The organism is Pseudomonas sp. NBRC 100443 (assembly GCF_030268185.1).
Lineage (GTDB): Bacteria > Pseudomonadota > Gammaproteobacteria > Pseudomonadales > Pseudomonadaceae > Pseudomonas > Pseudomonas citronellolis.
Window position 1 is genome coordinate 22,412 of record NZ_BSQE01000004.1, and the last position, 16,138, is coordinate 38,549.

The 16,138-nt window shown below is 70.4% G+C and carries 15 protein-coding genes; 12 read left to right on the plus strand and 3 right to left on the minus strand.

Annotated elements, in window-relative coordinates:
• The 11 genes from QSJ95_RS06340 to QSJ95_RS06390 all read left to right on the plus strand — a co-directional run bounded on the left by QSJ95_RS06340 (position 1) and on the right by QSJ95_RS06390 (position 11,729).
• The gene (locus tag QSJ95_RS06340) at positions 1 to 1,248 is read left to right on the plus strand and encodes an iron-containing alcohol dehydrogenase family protein (RefSeq protein WP_009615706.1); all 1,248 of its coding nucleotides are present in this window, start codon (positions 1 to 3) and stop codon (positions 1,246 to 1,248) included.
• Positions 1,245 to 2,501, plus strand: coding sequence for an ethanolamine utilization protein EutH (gene eutH / locus QSJ95_RS06345; RefSeq protein ID WP_285640926.1), 1,257 nt, complete (start codon positions 1,245 to 1,247; stop codon positions 2,499 to 2,501). The genes QSJ95_RS06340 and eutH overlap by 4 nt, the downstream gene beginning before the upstream one ends.
• 9 nt (positions 2,502 to 2,510) lie before the next feature.
• On the plus strand, positions 2,511 to 3,929 hold the full coding sequence (locus QSJ95_RS06350; RefSeq protein ID WP_285640927.1) for an ethanolamine ammonia-lyase reactivating factor EutA: 1,419 nt from the start codon (positions 2,511 to 2,513) through the stop codon (positions 3,927 to 3,929).
• Positions 3,930 to 3,938: 9 nt separating this feature from the next.
• Positions 3,939 to 5,300 (plus strand): ethanolamine ammonia-lyase subunit EutB, encoded by a 1,362-nt coding sequence (locus tag QSJ95_RS06355; RefSeq protein ID WP_009615710.1) that lies wholly within the window; start codon positions 3,939 to 3,941, stop codon positions 5,298 to 5,300.
• A gap of 10 nt (positions 5,301 to 5,310) precedes the next feature.
• Positions 5,311 to 6,192 (plus strand): ethanolamine ammonia-lyase subunit EutC, encoded by an 882-nt coding sequence (gene eutC, locus QSJ95_RS06360; protein WP_043316640.1) that lies wholly within the window; start codon positions 5,311 to 5,313, stop codon positions 6,190 to 6,192.
• 25 nt (positions 6,193 to 6,217) lie between these two features.
• Entirely contained in the window at positions 6,218 to 6,877 is a 660-nt protein-coding gene (eutL, locus tag QSJ95_RS06365) for an ethanolamine utilization microcompartment protein EutL (RefSeq protein WP_009615714.1), read from the plus strand.
• A gap of 13 nt (positions 6,878 to 6,890) precedes the next feature.
• Complete coding sequence (locus QSJ95_RS06370; protein WP_285640932.1) at positions 6,891 to 7,379, plus strand: BMC domain-containing protein; 489 nt, start codon at positions 6,891 to 6,893, stop codon at positions 7,377 to 7,379.
• On the plus strand, positions 7,376 to 8,731 hold the full coding sequence (locus tag QSJ95_RS06375) for a 4Fe-4S dicluster domain-containing protein (protein ID WP_285640934.1): 1,356 nt from the start codon (positions 7,376 to 7,378) through the stop codon (positions 8,729 to 8,731). The genes QSJ95_RS06370 and QSJ95_RS06375 overlap by 4 nt, the downstream gene beginning before the upstream one ends.
• Positions 8,731 to 9,279 carry a BMC domain-containing protein gene (locus tag QSJ95_RS06380; RefSeq protein ID WP_009615720.1) on the plus strand — a complete coding sequence of 183 codons (549 nt, stop codon included), beginning with the start codon at positions 8,731 to 8,733 and terminating at the stop codon, positions 9,277 to 9,279. Before QSJ95_RS06375 ends, QSJ95_RS06380 begins: the two co-directional genes overlap by 1 nt.
• A gap of 108 nt (positions 9,280 to 9,387) precedes the next feature.
• A complete protein-coding gene (gene eutR, locus QSJ95_RS06385; protein ID WP_285640936.1) occupies positions 9,388 to 10,446 on the plus strand; it encodes an HTH-type transcriptional regulator EutR in 1,059 nt (352 codons plus the stop codon).
• A gap of 98 nt (positions 10,447 to 10,544) precedes the next feature.
• Complete coding sequence (locus QSJ95_RS06390) at positions 10,545 to 11,729, plus strand: acetate/propionate family kinase (RefSeq protein WP_043316632.1); 1,185 nt, start codon at positions 10,545 to 10,547, stop codon at positions 11,727 to 11,729.
• Positions 11,730 to 11,745: 16 nt separating this feature from the next.
• On the opposite strand, the gene dxs is transcribed toward QSJ95_RS06390, so the two are convergent.
• The 3 genes from dxs to QSJ95_RS06405 form a co-directional block, all read right to left on the minus strand.
• Positions 11,746 to 13,656, minus strand: a complete 1,911-nt coding sequence (gene dxs / locus QSJ95_RS06395; protein WP_285640938.1) for a 1-deoxy-D-xylulose-5-phosphate synthase — start codon at positions 13,654 to 13,656, stop codon at positions 11,746 to 11,748.
• 583 nt (positions 13,657 to 14,239) lie between these two features.
• Positions 14,240 to 15,127: a (2E,6E)-farnesyl diphosphate synthase gene (gene ispA / locus QSJ95_RS06400; protein WP_285640940.1), complete on the minus strand. Its 888-nt coding sequence runs from the start codon at positions 15,125 to 15,127 to the stop codon at positions 14,240 to 14,242.
• On the minus strand, positions 15,124 to 15,366 hold the full coding sequence (locus QSJ95_RS06405; RefSeq protein WP_009615726.1) for an exodeoxyribonuclease VII small subunit: 243 nt from the start codon (positions 15,364 to 15,366) through the stop codon (positions 15,124 to 15,126). The genes ispA and QSJ95_RS06405 overlap by 4 nt, the downstream gene beginning before the upstream one ends.
• 119 nt (positions 15,367 to 15,485) lie before the next feature.
• Here QSJ95_RS06405 and QSJ95_RS06410 point away from each other — a divergent pair, with 119 nt between their 5' ends.
• Positions 15,486 to 16,100, plus strand: a complete 615-nt coding sequence (locus QSJ95_RS06410) for an acyl carrier protein phosphodiesterase (protein WP_009615727.1) — start codon at positions 15,486 to 15,488, stop codon at positions 16,098 to 16,100.
• Positions 16,101 to 16,138: the final 38 nt, after the last annotated feature.

The following is a 16,138-nucleotide window of genomic DNA, read 5'->3' on the forward strand; positions in this document are numbered from 1 at the left end:
ATGCACGAGCAGGACGTCGGCCGGGTGATCTATCGCGCCCTGGATATGCTCAATGCCCGCGCGGTGCGCGAATTCCGCGTGCCGCCCAGCACCTACATCGGCCCCGGCGCCACCGTGCGCGCCGGCGAGGCCTGCGCGGCGCTGGGCATCCGCCGGCTGTTCGTGATGGTCGACGGCCGCCTGCACGAGCAGGCGCTGGACCAGGGCCTGCTGCGCTCGCTGGACGATGCCGGGCTGGGCTGCGAATGCCTGGTCTACGCTGGCGGCGAGCCGCACAGCGAAGTGGTGGAGGCCGCCGGCCGGCAACTGCTGGCCGCCGACTGCGACGGCGTGCTGGCCTTCGGCGGCGGCTCGGTGCTCGACGCGGCCAAGGCCACCGCGCTGCTGGCGGCCAACCCGGAACGCCGGGTGAGCGAGCTTGGCGACGGCCCGGCGCTGCGCCGGCGCATGCCGCTGATCGCTGTGCCGACCACCGCCGGCACCGGCTCCGAGGCCACCAACGTGGCGGTGATCACCGACAGCCAGCGGCACCTGAAGCAGGTGCTGGTGCACACTGACCTGATTCCCGACCTGGCGATCATCGACGCCTGCCTGACCCTCGGCGTGCCGCCGGCGGTGACCGCCGCCACCGGCATAGACGCGCTGACCCACGCCATCGAAGCCTACGTCGCGCCGAGCGCCACGCCGCTGACCCAGGGCCTGGCCCTGCGCGCCGTGGCGCTGATCGGCGAGGCCCTGCCGCTGGCGGTGGGGCAGGGCGGCAACGTCGGCGCCCGCGAGTCGATGATGCTCGCCTCGTACATGGCCGGCATGGCCTTTTCCAATTCCGGGCTGGGCCTGTGCCACGCCACCGCGCACCCCCTCGGCGCGCGCTACGGCATCCCCCACGGCCAGGCCAACGCCCTGATGCTGCCGGCGGTGATGCGCTTCAACCAACTGGTGTGCAAGCGCGCCTACGCCGACATCGGCCATGCCCTCAGCCGCGAAAGCCTGGATGCCGAACGCAGCATCGCCGCGGTGCAGCGCCTGATCGACGAAGTCGGTGCCGCCGGCCGCGACCTGCAGGCCCACGGCGTGCGCCGCGAGGACTTCGCCGCGCTGGCCGAGGCGGCCCTGCAGGACATCTGCCTGGCCGGCAACCCGCGCAGCGCCTGCGCGCAACAGATCGTCGCGATCTACCAGGACGCCTGGCAGCGCCGAGGCGCCTGCCAGCAAGGAAACAATTCTGTTCAGGAGCAGTTGTCATGAGCATCAACGAAATCATCCTGTACGTGATGATGGTCTTCCTGCTGATCGGGGCGGTGGACCGGGTATTCAGCCAGTTCGGCGGCTCCGAGAAGGTCCTCGGGCATCTCGGCCTGGGCTGGCTCGGGCGCGGCATCGGCGGCTCCGGCGGGCAGTTCGAGGAAGGCTTCATGGCCATGGGCGCGCTGGGCCTGGCCATGGTCGGCATCACCGCCCTGGCGCCGGTGCTGGCCAACCTGCTGGGGCCGCTGGTGATCCCCCTGTACGAGAGCGTCGGGGCGAGCCCGGCGATGTTCGCCGGCACCCTGCTGGCCAACGACATGGGCGCCTTTTCCCTGGCCAAGGAGCTGGCCGGCGGCGACACCGCCGCCTGGCTGTACTCGGGGCTGATCCTCGGCGCCATGATGGGCCCGACCCTGGTGTTCATCATCCCGGTGGCGCTGGGCATCATCGACCCCGCCGACCGCCGCTACCTGGCCCTGGGCACCCTGGCCGGGATCGTCACCGTGCCCCTGGGCTGCATCGCCGGCGGGCTGGTGGCGATGTACTCGGGCATCGAGGTCAACGGCGAGCCGGTGAGCTTCTCGCTGGCGATGATCCTCATCAACATGATCCCGGTGCTGGTGGTCGCGGCGCTGATCGCCCTGGGCCTGAAGTTCTGCCCGGAGAAGATCATCGCCGGCTTCGAGGTGTTCGCCAAACTGCTGGTGGGGCTGATCACCCTCGGCCTGGCCGCCGCGGTGGTGCAGTTCACCGTGGGCTGGACGCTGATCCCGGGGCTGGACCCGATATTCATGAGCGAAGGCGACGAGCCCGGCGCGGTGATGCGCGCCATGGAGGTGATCGGCTCGATCGCCTGCGTGCTGCTCGGCGCCTACCCCATGGTGCTGCTGCTGACGCGCTGGTTCGGCACCCCGCTGATGAAGGTCGGCGGCCTGCTGGGCATGAACAAGGACGCCGCCGCCGGCATGGTGGCGACCCTGGCCAACGTGATCCCGATGTTCGGCATGTTCGGCAAGATGGATGCGCGCGGCAAGATCATCAACTGCGCCTTCGCCGTGTCCGCCGGCTTCGCCCTGGGCGACCACCTCGGCTTCACCGCGGCGAACATGTCCGCGATGATCTTCCCGATGCTGGTGGGCAAGCTGTTCGGCGGCATCACCGCGGTGGCCGTGGCCATGCTCATCGCGCCCAAGTCCGAAGCCCAGCCCGAGCCGGTGGCGTTGCCCGACGCCGACCTGCAGCGGGCCGAGTAGGGCGCGGCCATGAGCAGGCGCGAACTGCGCAGCGTCGGCATCGACGTCGGCACCACCACCACCCAGGTGATCTTCTCGCGCCTGGTGCTGGTCAACCGTGCCTCGCTGTCCCAGGTGCCGCACTACGAGTTCGCCGCGCGGGAGGTCACCTACGTCAGCCCGGTGGCCTTCACCCCAATCGACTTCGAGGGCCGCCTGCGCGAGGACGAGCTGCTCGCCTTCATCCTCGAACAGTACCGCGCCGCGGGCCTGGAGCCCGCGCAGGTGGAGTCCGGCGCCATCATCATCACCGGCGAGACCTCCAAGGCGCGCAACGCCCGCCCGGCGGTGCTGCGCCTGGCCGAGCGGCTGGGCGACTTCGTGGTCGCCAGCGCCGGGCCGCACCTGGAATCGGTGATCGCCGGGCGCGGCGCCGGCGCGGCGGAGCTGTCCGCCGCCTGCGCCGGGCGGGTGCTGAACATCGACATCGGCGGCGGCACCGCCAACTACGTGCTGTTCGAGGCCGGCCGGGTGATCGGCTCGGCCTGCCTGAACGTCGGCGGGCGCCTGGTGGAAACCGACAGCCGCGGCGCGCTGCTGCGCCTGCACGGGCCGGCGCGGGCGATCTGCCGCGAGCTGTTCGGTGGCGAGCCGCAGGCGCTGTCCAGCGAGCAACTGCGCACGGTGGCGCGGCGCATGGCGGCGCTGCTCTACGAAGTGATCGACGGCGCGCTTTCGCCGCTGGCCCGGGAACTGCTGATGACCGAGCCGCTGCCGGCGGTGGGCCGGCTGCAGGCGCTGACCCTCTCCGGCGGCGTCGGCGAATGCTTCTACCACGGCGCGGAGCAGGCGCCGTTCCGCTTCGGCGACATCGGCCCGCTGCTGGCCGCGGCGCTGCACGAGGACCCCGGCTTCCAGCGCCTGCCGCTGGCCGAGCCGAAGCAGACCGTGCGCGCCACGGTGATCGGCGCCGGCGCCCACAGCCTGTCGCTGTCCGGCAGCACCATCTGGCTGCGCGAAATGCAGCTGCCGATGCGCAACGTGCCGGTGGTGCCCAGCGCGACCGACTGGGCCGCCGGCCAGGGCGCGGGCCTCGCCGACGGCTGGCGGCAGAACCTGCTGCGCATGGACCTGCGCGCCGACGAAGACCTCTACGCCCTGGCCCTGCCGGCGGACCTGCCGGTGGCCTACCAGGCCATCCAGCGCTGCGTGGAAGAACTCGCCGGCTTCCAGCGCCATGAATCCCAAGCCCATCCGTTGCTGGTAGTGGCCGCCCAGGACCTCGGCAAGGTCCTCGGCATGCTCCTGCAGCCGCGCCTGGCCGGCCGCGCCCTGGCGGTCATCGACGAGGTGGCGACCAGCGATGGCGACTACATCGATATCGGCAGCCCGTTGTTCGACGGCGAGATCCTTCCGGTCACCGTCAAGTCACTGGCTTTCCCTTCCTGAGGTGGTGTGATGAAACTCAAGACCCAGTTGTTCGGCAAGACCTATCAGTTCAAGGACGTCAAGGAGGTCCTGGCCAAGGCCAACGAGCCGCGCTCGGGCGACGTGCTCGCCGGCGTGGCGGCGGGCACCGCCCAGGAGCGGGTGGCGGCCAAGCAGGTGCTGTCGGAGCTGACGGTGGCCGACGTGCGCATGAACCCGGTGATCCCCTACGAGGAGGACAGCGTCACCCGGCTGATCCAGGACGGCATCAACGAGAGCGCCTACGGGCGCATCGCCCAGTGGCGCATCGGCGAGCTGCGCGAATACATCCTCGCCGACGACACCGGCGCCGACGACATCGCCTTCCTGCGCAAGGGCCTGAGTTCCGAGGTGGTGGCGGCGGTGGCGAAGATCTGCTCCAACGCCGACCTGATCTACGCCGCCAAGCGCATGCCGGTGGTGAAGAAGGCCAACAACACCATGGGCCTGCCCGGGCGCTTCAGCGCGCGGCTGCAGCCCAACGACACCCGCGACGACGTGCAGAGCATTGCCGCGCAGATGTACGAGGGCCTGTCCTACGGCATCGGCGACGCGGTGATCGGCGTCAACCCGGTGACCGACAACGTCGAGAACCTCACCCGCGTGCTGCACACCGTCTACGAGGCCATCGACAAGTTCGCCATTCCCACCCAGGGCTGCGTGCTGGCCCACGTCACCACGCAGATGGAGGCGATCCGCCGCGGCGCGCCGGGCGGGCTGATCTTCCAGAGCATCTGCGGCAGCGAGAAGGGCCTGCGCGAGTTCGGCGTGGAGCTGGAGATGCTCGAGGAGGCGCGCGCGGTGGGCGCCGAGTACAACCGCATCGCCGGGCCCAACTGCCTGTACTTCGAGACCGGCCAGGGCTCGGCGCTGTCCGCCGGCGCCCACTACGGCGCCGACCAACTGACCATGGAAGCGCGCAACTACGGCCTGGCCCGCCACTTCGACCCCTTCATGGTCAACACCGTGGTCGGCTTCATCGGCCCGGAGTACCTGTACAACGACCGCCAGATCATCCGCGCCGGCCTGGAAGACCACTTCATGGGCAAGCTCAGCGGCATCTCCATGGGCTGCGACTGCTGCTACACCAACCACGCCGACGCCGACCAGAACTCCAACGAGAACCTGATGATCCTGCTCGCCACCGCCGGCTGCAACTTCATCATCGGCATGCCGATGGGCGACGACATCATGCTCAATTACCAGACCAACGCCTTCCACGACACCGCCACCATCCGCCAGCTGCTGGGCCTGCGCCCGGCGCCGGAGTTCGAGCGCTGGCTCGAACGCATGGGCCTGATGAGCGACGGCCGGCTGACCGCCCGCGCCGGCGATCCATCCATTTTCTTCTGAGGGAAGCGACATGCATCAGCAGCAGATCGAGGACATCGTCCGTTCGGTATTGAATGAACTCCAGGCCCGCCCCGCGCCGGCGGCGCCTGACGTTCCGGCAGCGGCGCCGAGCGCCGTGGAAGAGGGCCTGTGCGCCTGGGACCTGGGCTCGGAGCAGGCCCGCCAGTGGATCGGCGTCCAGGCCCCGCAGCGCCCCGAGGTGCTGGAGGAATTCCGCAAGGCCACCGCCGCGCGGGTGTGCCTGGGCCGCGCCGGCGTGCGCCCGCGCACCCAGGCGTTGCTGCGCTTCCTCGCCGACCACTCGCGCTCCAAGGACACCGTGCTCAAGGAGGTGCCCGCCGAGTGGGTGGCCCAGCAGGGCCTGCTGGAAGTGCAGTCGGAAATCGACACCAAGGACCAGTACCTGACCCGCCCGGACATGGGCCGCCGCCTCAGCGAAAAGGCGGTGGCGACCCTGCTCGCCGAGTGCAGGAAGAACCCGCAGGTGCAGGTGGTGATCTCCGACGGCCTGTCCACCGACGCGGTGACGGTGAACTTCCAGGAAATCCTCCCGCCGCTGCTGGAGGGCCTGAAGAACGCCGGGCTGGACGTCGGCACGCCGTTCTTCGTGCGCTACGGGCGGGTCAAGGTCGAGGACCAGATCGGCGAGTTGCTCGGCGCCCAGGTGGTGATCCTGCTGGTGGGCGAGCGCCCCGGCCTGGGCCAGTCCGAGAGCCTGTCCTGCTACGCCGTGTACAAGCCGACCCTGGCCGGCACAGTGGAAGCCGACCGCACCTGCATCTCGAACATCCACCGCGGCGGCACGCCGCCGGTGGAAGCGGCGGCGGTGATCGTCGACCTGGCCCGGCGGATGCTGGAAAAGCAGGCCTCCGGCATCGCCCTGAACCGCTGAGCCCATTGCTGAGGAGCAACCCGACATGAGCATTCTCGATCCGATCAAACCGAGCGTCACGGCCATGCGCCTGATCGCCTCGTTGCAGGAAGACTTCCGCCGCGAGCTGAAGGTGGGCGAGCACATCCGCAGCCTCGGGCTGATCAGCGTCGACTCCGACGACGTCGCCTACATCGCCGCCGACGAGGCCACCAAGCAGGCCCAGGTGGAAGTGGTGTACGGCCGTTCGCTGTACGCCGGGGCGGCCAACGGGCCTTCGTCCACCGCTGGCGAGGTGCTGATCATGCTCGGCGGCCCCAACCCCGCCGAGGTGCGCGCCGGGCTCGACGCCATGAACGAGGTGATCGAGGCCGGCCCGAGCTTCCGCTGGGCCGACGACGCCCACAGCGTGGCCTTCCTCGCCCACGTGGTATCGCGCACCGGCAGCTACCTGTCGGCTGGCGCCGGCATCGCCCTGGGCGACCCCATCGCCTACCTGGTGGCGCCGCCGCTGGAGGCCACCTACGGCATCGACGCCGCGCTCAAGGCCGCCGACGTGCAACTGGTGACCTACGTCCCGCCGCCCTCGGAAACCAACTACTCGGCGGCCTTCCTCGCCGGCAGCCAGGCGGCCTGCCGCGCCGCCTGCAACGCCTTCTCCGAGGCGGTGCTGGAGATCGCCCGCAACCCCATCCAGCGGGCCTGAGGAGGTGAGCGCCATGATCGATGCCCTGGGCCTGCTGGAAGTCAGGGGCCTGGCCTGCGGCATAGAGGCCGCCGACGCCATGCTCAAGGCGGCGTCGGTGCGCCTGCTGCGCCAGGCCGTGACCAACCCGGCGCTGGTCACCCTGGTGGTGGAGGGCGACCTGGCCGCCTGCCGCGCCGCGCTGGACGCCGGCGCGGCGCTGGCCACCCGGCGCGGCTGCCTGGTCAGCCGCAAGGAGATCGGCCGCCCGGAAGACGACACCGCCTACCTGCTGGGCAGCCTGCTGGACGCCGGGCAAGGCCCGGCCCCGGCGGCGGCCCCGCAGGAGGCGCTGCTCGGCCTGCTTGCCCGGCGCAAGCACGGCTACAGCGCCAGCGAGGTGGCGGCTGCCTTCGACATCCCGGTGGCGCAGGCCCGGGCCTGGCTGGAAGGCCTCTTCGCCCAGGGCCGGCTGCGCCGCCGCAGTAGCCGTTACCGCCTGCCGGGAGGGGCGCCGCGATGATCGCCGTCGAGGCCCTGGACGCCGGGGAAATCCGCCGCCGGGTGTTCGCCGCCGGCGTGGTGGGGGCGGGCGGCGCGGGCTTCCCGACCCACGTCAAGCTTAAGGCCGAGGCGGAGATCTACCTGGTCAACGGCGCCGAGTGCGAGCCTCTGCTCAAGGTCGACCAGCAGCTCGCCGTGGAACAGGCCGAATGGCTGCTCAAGGGCCTGCTCCACGGCATGGCCGCCACCGGCGCGAAGGAGGGCATCATCGCCCTCAAGGCCAAGTACCGCGCGGCCATCGAGCGCCTGCAGCCGCTGCTGCCCGAGCGCGTGCGCCTGCACATACTGCCGGACGTCTACCCGGCCGGCGACGAGGTCATCACCATCTGGCTGGCCACCGGCCGGCGCGTGCCGCCGGCGGCGCTGCCGCTGGCCATCGGCGTGGTGGTGAGCAACGTGCAGACGTTGATCAACGTCGGCCGCGCGGTGGAACGGCAGCAACCGGTGACCCACCGCACCCTGACCGTGAACGGCGCGGTGCGCCAGCCGCTGACCCTCAGCCTGCCGCTGGGCACGCCGCTGCGCGAGGCCCTGGCCCTGGCCGGCGGCAGCACCCTGGAGCGCCCGGCCTTCATCAATGGCGGGCCGATGATGGGGCGCCTGCTGGACGACCTCGACGAACCGGTCAGCAAGACCACCGGCGGCCTGCTGGTGCTGCCGCAGGATCACCTGCTGGTGCGCCGCCGCCGGCAGAGCATGGACTCGGTACTGGCCATGGCCCGCTCGGTGTGCGAGCAGTGCACGCTGTGTACCGAGCTGTGCCCGCGGCACATGATCGGCCACGAGCTGCCGCCGCACCTGATCGTGCGCGCCACCAACTACCAGCACGTCGCCCAGCCCAGCGTGCTGCTGTCGGCGCTGACCTGTTCCGAATGCGGCATCTGCGAGGCCTACGCCTGCCCGGTGGAGATTTCGCCGATGCGCCTGAACCAGGCGCTCAAGGCCCGCCTGCGCGAAGAGGGCGCCCGCTACCAGGGCGAACTGCGCGGCGCCGACCCCATGGCCGAATACCGCCTGCTGCCGGTCAGCCGCCTGGTCTCGCGCCTGGAATTGCAGGCCTACAACCACAAGGCGCCGTTGCTGGCGCAGGAACATCACCCCGCCGAAGTGCGCCTGGCGCTGCGCCAGCACATCGGCGTGGCCGCCCGGCCCTGCGTCGCCGTGGGCCAGCAGGTGGCGCTGGGCGAATGCATCGCCGAAGCGCCCGAAGGACAACTCGGCGTGCCGCTGCACGCCAGCATCGCCGGCCGCGTGGCGGAGGTCGGCGACAGCCACATCCGCCTCGTCGCCAACCCGCCAGGAGAAGCCTGATGCACCACGCCATAGGTTTGATCGAACTGACCAGCATCGCCCGCGGCGTGCAGCTCGCCGACCTGATGCTGAAGAGCGCCGACGTGCAGCTGCTGGCGGCCAAGACCATCTGCCCCGGCAAATACATCGCCATGGTCGGCGGCGAGGTCGCCGCGGTGCGCCAGGCGGTGCAGGCCGGCGCGGCCGAGGGTGGGCAGATGCTGGTGGACCAGTTCGTCCTGGCGAACATCCACGAGTCGGTGCTGCCGGCCATCAGCGGCGTCAACCCGGTGGAGCGGCCGCGCGCGCTGGGGGTGGTGGAAACTTTCAGCGTGGCGGCCTGCATCGAGGCCGCCGACGCCGCGGTGAAGGCGGCCAACGTCACCCTGGTGCGCGTGCACATGGCCTTCGGCATCGGCGGCAAGTGCTACCTGGTGCTGACCGGCGAGGTCGCCGACGTGGAGGCGGCGGTGCGGGTGGCCTGCGCCAGCGCCGGGGAAAAGGGACTGCTGGTCCACGGCATGACCGTGCCCAGGCCGCACCTTGACCTGTGGCAACACCTGCTCTGAGCAATTCTCCACAGTGTGAGGTAGCCATAGAGCACCCACTTGACCGTGCCTTGCATGACGAAACCCGACCCGCTCGCGCGGGTCCCTGAAGTTATCGGGCAAGACGTCATGTCGGACAAGAAAAGAGCAATCGATCTGCATCACCTCTGGGCGTGCGACGACACGCCGGGCAGGCTGGACGAACCCCTGGGCCACTGCGACGGCGTGCGTCGGCGGCAGACCCGCGACGTCTACGCCCACGCCTGCAACATCACCGCCTGGCAGCAACTCTACGACCAGCTCGACCCCGGGCCCTTCCGCGGCGAGCTGACCGAGGTCTGGCTCGACGGCCTGCAGTTCTTCCGCGAATACACCAGCCACGCGTTGCACCAGTCCTGCATGGTCTGGCCCGGCGCCTTCTGGTTCGGCATCCCCTACGGCGACAAGGACGTCGGCTACATCGGCCGCGACTGCATCGACGCCCAGGCCATCGCCGTGCGCCCGGGCGGCCGCGAGTTCGAGCTGAGCACCCCGGACGACTACAACATCCTCGGCCTGGTGGTGGAGCGCGAGGCGCTGCTGGAGCACCTGGAACTGGAGGAACTGTGCCACCTCGGCCTGCTGCTGGATGAGTCGCGCCTGCTGCAGGTCGAGCCCGGCGCCCGGCGGCGCCTGTGCGACTTCATGCGCGCCGCGCTGGCGCTGGCCCAGGTCGAGCCGCTGAGCCTGCGCGAGCCCGCGGTGGCGCGGCAACTGAACCACGACCTGCTGCTCTGCCTGCTGGACCTGCTGCAGGGCGCCGAACCTGCGCGCCACGCCTGCTCCCGCACCCTGCTGCGCAAGCACTGGGTGGTCGCCCGGGCGCGCGAATACGTGCTGGACAACCCCAGCCGGCCGGTGAGCGCGCTGGAGCTCTGCCGGCTCCTGCACGTCAGCCAGCGCACGCTGCGCAACTGCTTCCTGGACGTGCTCGGGCGCAGCCCCATCCACTACCTCAAGGCCGTGCGCCTGAACGCCGTGCACCGCGAGCTGGGCAGCCCCCACTCGCCCTACGCGACCGTGCAGGACGCCGCCATGGCCTGGGGCTTCTGGCACATGGGGCAGTTCGGGCGCGACTACCAGCGGCTCTTCGGCGAGCGGCCCTCGGCCACCCTGGCCAACCGCGAACGCCTGAGCGCGGCCTGGTAGGCCGCACCTCTTCTCCCCGGCGCGCCCGCGCCCGGCCCTTCGCGGTCCGGGGCGGCGTGGCGCGCCGGGCTCTCCCTTGTTTTGCAGGAAACCCTTCCATGTCCGACCGAAGCATCCTCGTCATCAACTGCGGCAGTTCGTCGATCAAGTTCGCCCTGGTCGACGAAAGCGCCCCCGAGTTCCGCGCCAGCGGCATCGTCGAATGCCTGGGCACGCCCCAGGCCAGCCTGCGCATCGTCGACGCCGGCGGCCGCGTCGACCTCGCCCTGCCGAACGCCGACCACCGCCAGGCCCTGGCGCGCCTGCTGCCGCTGGTGCAGGTAGCCGCCGAAGGGCGCCTGCAAGGCATTGGACACCGCGTGGTGCATGGCGGCGAGCACTTCAGCCAGGCCTGCCGCATCGACCCGCAGGTCATGCAGAACATCCGCGACACCGTCGCCCTGGCGCCGCTGCACAACCCCGGTGCCCTGGCCGGCATCGAGGCGGCCCTGGCGCTGTACCCGCAACTGCCGCAGGTGGCGGTATTCGATACCGCCTTCCACCAGAGCCTGCCCGAGCATGCCTACCGCTACGCCCTGCCGGAAAGGCTGTACCGGCATTTCGGCGTGCGCCGCTACGGCTTCCACGGCACCAGCCACCGTTACGTCAGCCAGTGCGCCGCCGCCCTGTGCGGCCTGCCGCCGGAAGACAGCTGCTGGCTGTCGGCGCACCTGGGCAACGGCTGCTCCACCTGCGCCATCGTCAACGGCCGCAGCCGCGACACCAGCATGGGCATGACGCCGCTGGAGGGCCTGGTGATGGGCACGCGCAGCGGCGACGTCGACCCCAACCTGCACGGCCACCTGATCCGCAGCCTGGGCTGGACCATCGAGGAGGTCGACAGGATGCTCAACGAAGACAGCGGCCTGCTCGGCCTGTCGGGTTTGTCCAACGACATGCGCACCCTGGAGCAGGCGCGCGCCCGGGGCCACGCGGGCGCGGCCCTGGCCATCGAGGTGTTCTGCTACCGCCTGGCCAAGTCCCTGGCGGCGATGGGCTGCGCCATGCCGCGCATCGACGGCCTGGTGTTCACCGGCGGGATCGGCGAGAACTCGGTGTTGGTGCGTGCCAGGACCCTGGCCCACCTGGGGTTCCTCGGCTTCGCCGTCGACGAGGCGGCCAACGCGGCCTGCGTGGGCGGCCGCTGCCGGGAAATCCACCAGCCCGGCTCGCCGCGGGTGCTGGTGGTGCCCACCGCGGAAGAGCGGATGATCGCCCTGGACACGCTGGCGCTGCTGGGCTGACGCCGCGCGCCGGGGCTCAGGCCCCGGGTGCGGGGTTGGCCAGCAGGGCCAGGCGCTCGGCGATGGCGCGCTCGATGCCGGTGGCGTCCAGGCCGCACTCGGCGAGCATCTGCGCCGGCTTGGCGTGCTCCACGTAGTAGTCCGGCAGGCCCAGGTGCAGCAGCGGCTGCTGGCGGTTCTCGCGGGCGAGGAACTCGCCGACCGCGGCGCCGGCGCCGCCCATCACGGCGTTTTCTTCGATTGTCACCAGCAGTTCGTGGCTGTCGGCCAGCTCACGCACCAGGGCCTCGTCCAGCGGCTTGACGAAGCGCATGTCGGCCACCGTGGCGTCGAAGCGCTCGGCCACCTGCAGGGCCTCGGCCAGCTGCACGCCGAAGGCCAGGATGGCGACCTTGCCGGCCTTGCCCTGGCGGCGCAGCACGCCCTTGCCGATCTCCACCGGTGCAAGCGTCGGGTCGATCGGGGTGTTCGGCCCGCTGCCGCGCGGGTAGCGCACCGCCGCCGGGCCCTGGAACAGGTAGCCGGTGGTCAGCAGCTTGCGCAGTTCGTCCTCGTCGCTGGGGGTCATCACCAGCATGCCGGGGATGCAGCGCAGGTAGGAAAGGTCGAAGCTGCCGGCGTGGGTCGGGCCGTCCTCGCCGACCAGACCGGCGCGGTCGATGGCGAAGAGCACGTCGAGGTTCTGCACCGCGACGTCGTGGATCAGTTGGTCGTAGCCGCGCTGCAGGAAGGTGGAGTAGATCGCCACCACCGGCTTGATGCCGTCGCAGGCCATGCCGGCGGCGAGGGTCACGGCGTGTTGCTCGGCGATGGCGACGTCGAAGTAGCGCTCCGGGAAGCGCTCGGCGAAGGCCACCAGATCGGAGCCTTCCTTCATCGCCGGGGTGATGCCGACCAGGCGCGGGTCCTGCGACGCCATGTCGCACAGCCACTGGCCGAAGACGTTGGAGTACTTCGGCCCGCCGGCCTTCTTCGGCGCGGCGCCGGCCGGCTCCAGCTTGGTGATGGCGTGGTAGCCGATGGGGTCGGCCTCGGCCGGGGCGAAGCCCTTGCCCTTCTTGGTCACCACGTGGAGGAACTGCGGGCCCTTGAGGTCGCGCATGTTGCGCAGGGTGGCGATCAGCGTGGGCAGGTCGTGGCCGTCGATGGGGCCGATGTAGTTCCAGCCCAGTTCCTCGAACAGGGTGCCGGGCACCAGCATGCCCTTGGCGTATTCCTCGGTGCGGCGGGCGATCTCCCAGGCGCCGGGCAGGCGCGAGAGCACCTTCTTGCTGCCTTCGCGCATGCTGCTGTAGGTGCGGCTGGAGAGGATCTTGGCCAGGTAGTTGGACAGGCCGCCGACGTTGTGCGAGATCGACATGTCGTTGTCGTTGAGGATCACCAGCATGTCGGCCTGCACGTCGGAGGCGTGGTTCAGCGCCTCGAAGGCCATGCCGGCGGTCAGCGCGCCATCGCCGATCACCGCCACCGACTTGCGCCCCGAGCCCTGCATGCGCGCGGCGATGGCCATGCCCAGCGCGGCGCTGATGGAAGTGCTGGAGTGGCCGACGCCGAAGGTGTCGTACTCGCTCTCCGAGCGCCGCGGGAAGGCGGCCAGGCCGTCCTTCTGGCGCAGGGTGCCCATGCGCTCGCGGCGGCCGGTGAGGATCTTGTGCGGGTAGGCCTGGTGGCCGACGTCCCACACCAGGCGGTCGTCCGGGGTGTCGAAGACGTAGTGCAGGGCGATGGTCAGCTCGATCACCCCCAGGCCGGCACCGAAGTGGCCGCCGGTCTGGCCGACGCTGTAGAGCAGGTACTGGCGCAGTTCGTCGGCGAGGCTGACGAGCTCCGCCTCGCCCAGCCGGCGCAGCTCGACCGGCGTGTTGGCGCGGTCGAGCAGGGGGGTGGCGGGGCGCTCGCGGGGGATCTCGTGGAACGTCGTGGGCATCAGGCTGATCGTTATGAGAGGCAAAGATGCGGCAGTTTACCTGATGCTTCTGACAGGCCCAAGCAAGGTGGGGGTGCTGTTTGGTTGGGGGAGGGGGTGGTTTTCTTGCGGTCGTTCCTGTGGGGCGGGGCTGGTTTTGCCTGTGGGCCTTGGGCCAGAGCGCTTGGCCTTCTATGCACGCGGATGTTTCTCTGGAAATCCGTGCGGCGTTATGCGCCGAATCGCGGACGGAGTCCGCTCCTACGTTCGTGCTTCCCTGAACCGTAGGAGCAACTGTCTTGCGCCGAGGTGCTCTTCGTAGGATGGGTTGAGCTTGCGAAACCCATGCGGTTGCGCTGATGGGTATCGCTTCGCTCAACGCCATCCTACGAAAAGCCGTGCTTCCTGGAACCATAGGAGCGGACTCACCGGCCACACCGGGCGTCCCGGTACAATTGGCCTACGGCGCATAACCGCGGAACCTGCCGGCTGACGCTGTGTTATCCACCCACGCCGAGCGGCCCCTTCTCCCTCTGGGAGAGGGCTGGGGTGAGGGTTGCGGACTTCGCCGACACCTCGCCGCCTGGCCCGTACCGCCGACTCCTCAGCTACGCCGCTCGACGATATAGCGAGCCAGCTCCCGCAGCGGCTCGGCGCCCTCGCCAAAGCCTTCCAGGGCCGCCAGGGCCTGGTCGCGCAGGGCCAGGGCGTAGGTCTTGGCGGCTTCCAGACCGAGCAGGGCGGGGTAGGTGGGTTTGTCGTGGGCCTGATCCTTGCCCTGGGTCTTGCCCAGGGTGGCCGTGTCGCTTTCCACGTCGAGGATGTCGTCCTGCACCTGGAACGCCAGGCCGATGGCCCCGGCGTAGCGGGCCAGGGCATCCAGGCGCTCGGCGTCGGCCTGGCCGCTGGCCAGGGCGCCGAGGCGCACGCTGGCTTCGATCAGCGCGCCGGTCTTGTGCCGGTGCATGGTTTCCAGGGCCGCCTGGTCGATCCTGCGGCCCACCGCCTCGAGGTCGATGGCCTGGCCGCCGACCATGCCGGCGGAACCGGCGGCGCGGGCCAGGGCGGTGACCATGGCCAGGCGCGTCTCGGCGTCCTGCGGGTTCAGCCGGGCCTCGGCCAGCACTTCGAAGGCCAGCGCCTGCAGGCCGTCGCCGGCGAGGATGGCGCAGGCCTCGTCGAAGGCGATGTGGGTGGTCGGCTGGCCGCGGCGCAGGTCGTCGTCGTCCATCGCCGGCAGGTCGTCGTGGACCAGCGAGTAGGCGTGGATCAGCTCCACCGCGCAGGCCGCGCCGTCGGCCCGGGCGGGGTCGCCGCCGAGGGCTTCGCAGGCGGCGTAGGCCAGCAGCGGGCGCACGCGCTTGCCGCCGTTGACCACGCTGTAGCGCATGGCCCGGTAGAGGCGCTGGAGGTCTTCGCGGGGCGGGGTGAACAGGGTTTCCAGGGCGGCGTCTACGCGCGCCTGGCAGCGCGCCTGGTAGGCGGCGATCATGCGTCTTCGCCTTCGCTGTCGAACGGCGCCTCGCTCAGCTCGCCGTCGCGCTCCAGCAGCACCTGCACCTTCTGCTCGGCCTGGCTCAGCGCCGCCTGGCATTCGCGGGTCAGGCGGATGCCCTGCTCGAAGGCGCCGAGCGAGTCCTCCAGGGACAGTTCACCGCTCTCCAGGCGTTCCACCAGGGTTTGCAGTTCGGCGAGGGACTGTTCGAAATCGACGGCTTTCTTGCGGGCCATGGGGACATCTCGGCGGGGTATTCGGAACCCGGCGACACTAGCAGAGACGGGCCTTGCGGGCAAATCCGCGGGCCTTGCCCGGCATCCCGGCGGCCGAGGTTTCGCGCTAAGCTTGGGCCATGAACTACCTCGCCCATCTCCACCTCGGCGGTTCGCAGCCGGCGCAGTTGCTCGGCAGCCTCTACGGCGATTTCGTCAAGGGGCCGCTGGCCGGACGCTGGCCGGCGGACATTGAGGCGGCCATCCGCCTGCACCGGCGCATCGATGCCTTCACCGACAGCCATCCGCTGGTGCATGCGGCGAAGCTGCGCTTTCCCGCCGAGCGGCGGCGCCTGGCGGGCGTGCTGCTGGACGTGTTCTTCGACCATTGCCTGGCGCGGGACTGGGACACATTCAGCAACGAGCCGCTCAGCGAATTCACCCGCCGCGTCTATGGTGTACTGAACACCACCCCGCAGTTGCCCGAGCGCCTGGCGCGCATCGCCCCGCGCATGGCGGCGCAGGACTGGCTGGGCAGCTACCGCGAGTTCACGGTGCTGCAGGACGTGCTCGCCGGCATGGCCCGCCGGCTGTCGCGCCCGGGCCTGCTGGACGGCGCCTGGGAGGAACTGGCCGAGCGCTACCAGCCGCTGAGCGACGACTTCCGCGCGTTCTACCCGCAACTGCTGGCGCTGGCCGGGCGGCGCGACAATCTGCCTGGGGATCGCCCCCGGCTTGATATGCATCAAACGTAGGAAAGCCATGAAAGGATGCAATAGAACCCACGACGGAG

Coding starts and splice junctions, on each gene's coding strand:
- QSJ95_RS06340 (WP_009615706.1), top strand. CDS start 1: ATGCACGAGCAGGACGTCGGCCGGGTGATCTATCGCGCCCTGGATATG.
- eutH (WP_285640926.1), top strand. CDS start 1,245: ATGAGCATCAACGAAATCATCCTGTACGTGATGATGGTCTTCCTGCTG.
- QSJ95_RS06350 (WP_285640927.1), top strand. CDS start 2,511: ATGAGCAGGCGCGAACTGCGCAGCGTCGGCATCGACGTCGGCACCACC.
- QSJ95_RS06355 (WP_009615710.1), top strand. CDS start 3,939: ATGAAACTCAAGACCCAGTTGTTCGGCAAGACCTATCAGTTCAAGGAC.
- eutC (WP_043316640.1), top strand. CDS start 5,311: ATGCATCAGCAGCAGATCGAGGACATCGTCCGTTCGGTATTGAATGAA.
- eutL (WP_009615714.1), top strand. CDS start 6,218: ATGAGCATTCTCGATCCGATCAAACCGAGCGTCACGGCCATGCGCCTG.
- QSJ95_RS06370 (WP_285640932.1), top strand. CDS start 6,891: ATGATCGATGCCCTGGGCCTGCTGGAAGTCAGGGGCCTGGCCTGCGGC.
- QSJ95_RS06375 (WP_285640934.1), top strand. CDS start 7,376: ATGATCGCCGTCGAGGCCCTGGACGCCGGGGAAATCCGCCGCCGGGTG.
- QSJ95_RS06380 (WP_009615720.1), top strand. CDS start 8,731: ATGCACCACGCCATAGGTTTGATCGAACTGACCAGCATCGCCCGCGGC.
- eutR (WP_285640936.1), top strand. CDS start 9,388: ATGTCGGACAAGAAAAGAGCAATCGATCTGCATCACCTCTGGGCGTGC.
- QSJ95_RS06390 (WP_043316632.1), top strand. CDS start 10,545: ATGTCCGACCGAAGCATCCTCGTCATCAACTGCGGCAGTTCGTCGATC.
- dxs (WP_285640938.1), bottom strand. CDS start 13,656: ATGCCCACGACGTTCCACGAGATCCCCCGCGAGCGCCCCGCCACCCCC.
- ispA (WP_285640940.1), bottom strand. CDS start 15,127: ATGATCGCCGCCTACCAGGCGCGCTGCCAGGCGCGCGTAGACGCCGCC.
- QSJ95_RS06405 (WP_009615726.1), bottom strand. CDS start 15,366: ATGGCCCGCAAGAAAGCCGTCGATTTCGAACAGTCCCTCGCCGAACTG.
- QSJ95_RS06410 (WP_009615727.1), top strand. CDS start 15,486: ATGAACTACCTCGCCCATCTCCACCTCGGCGGTTCGCAGCCGGCGCAG.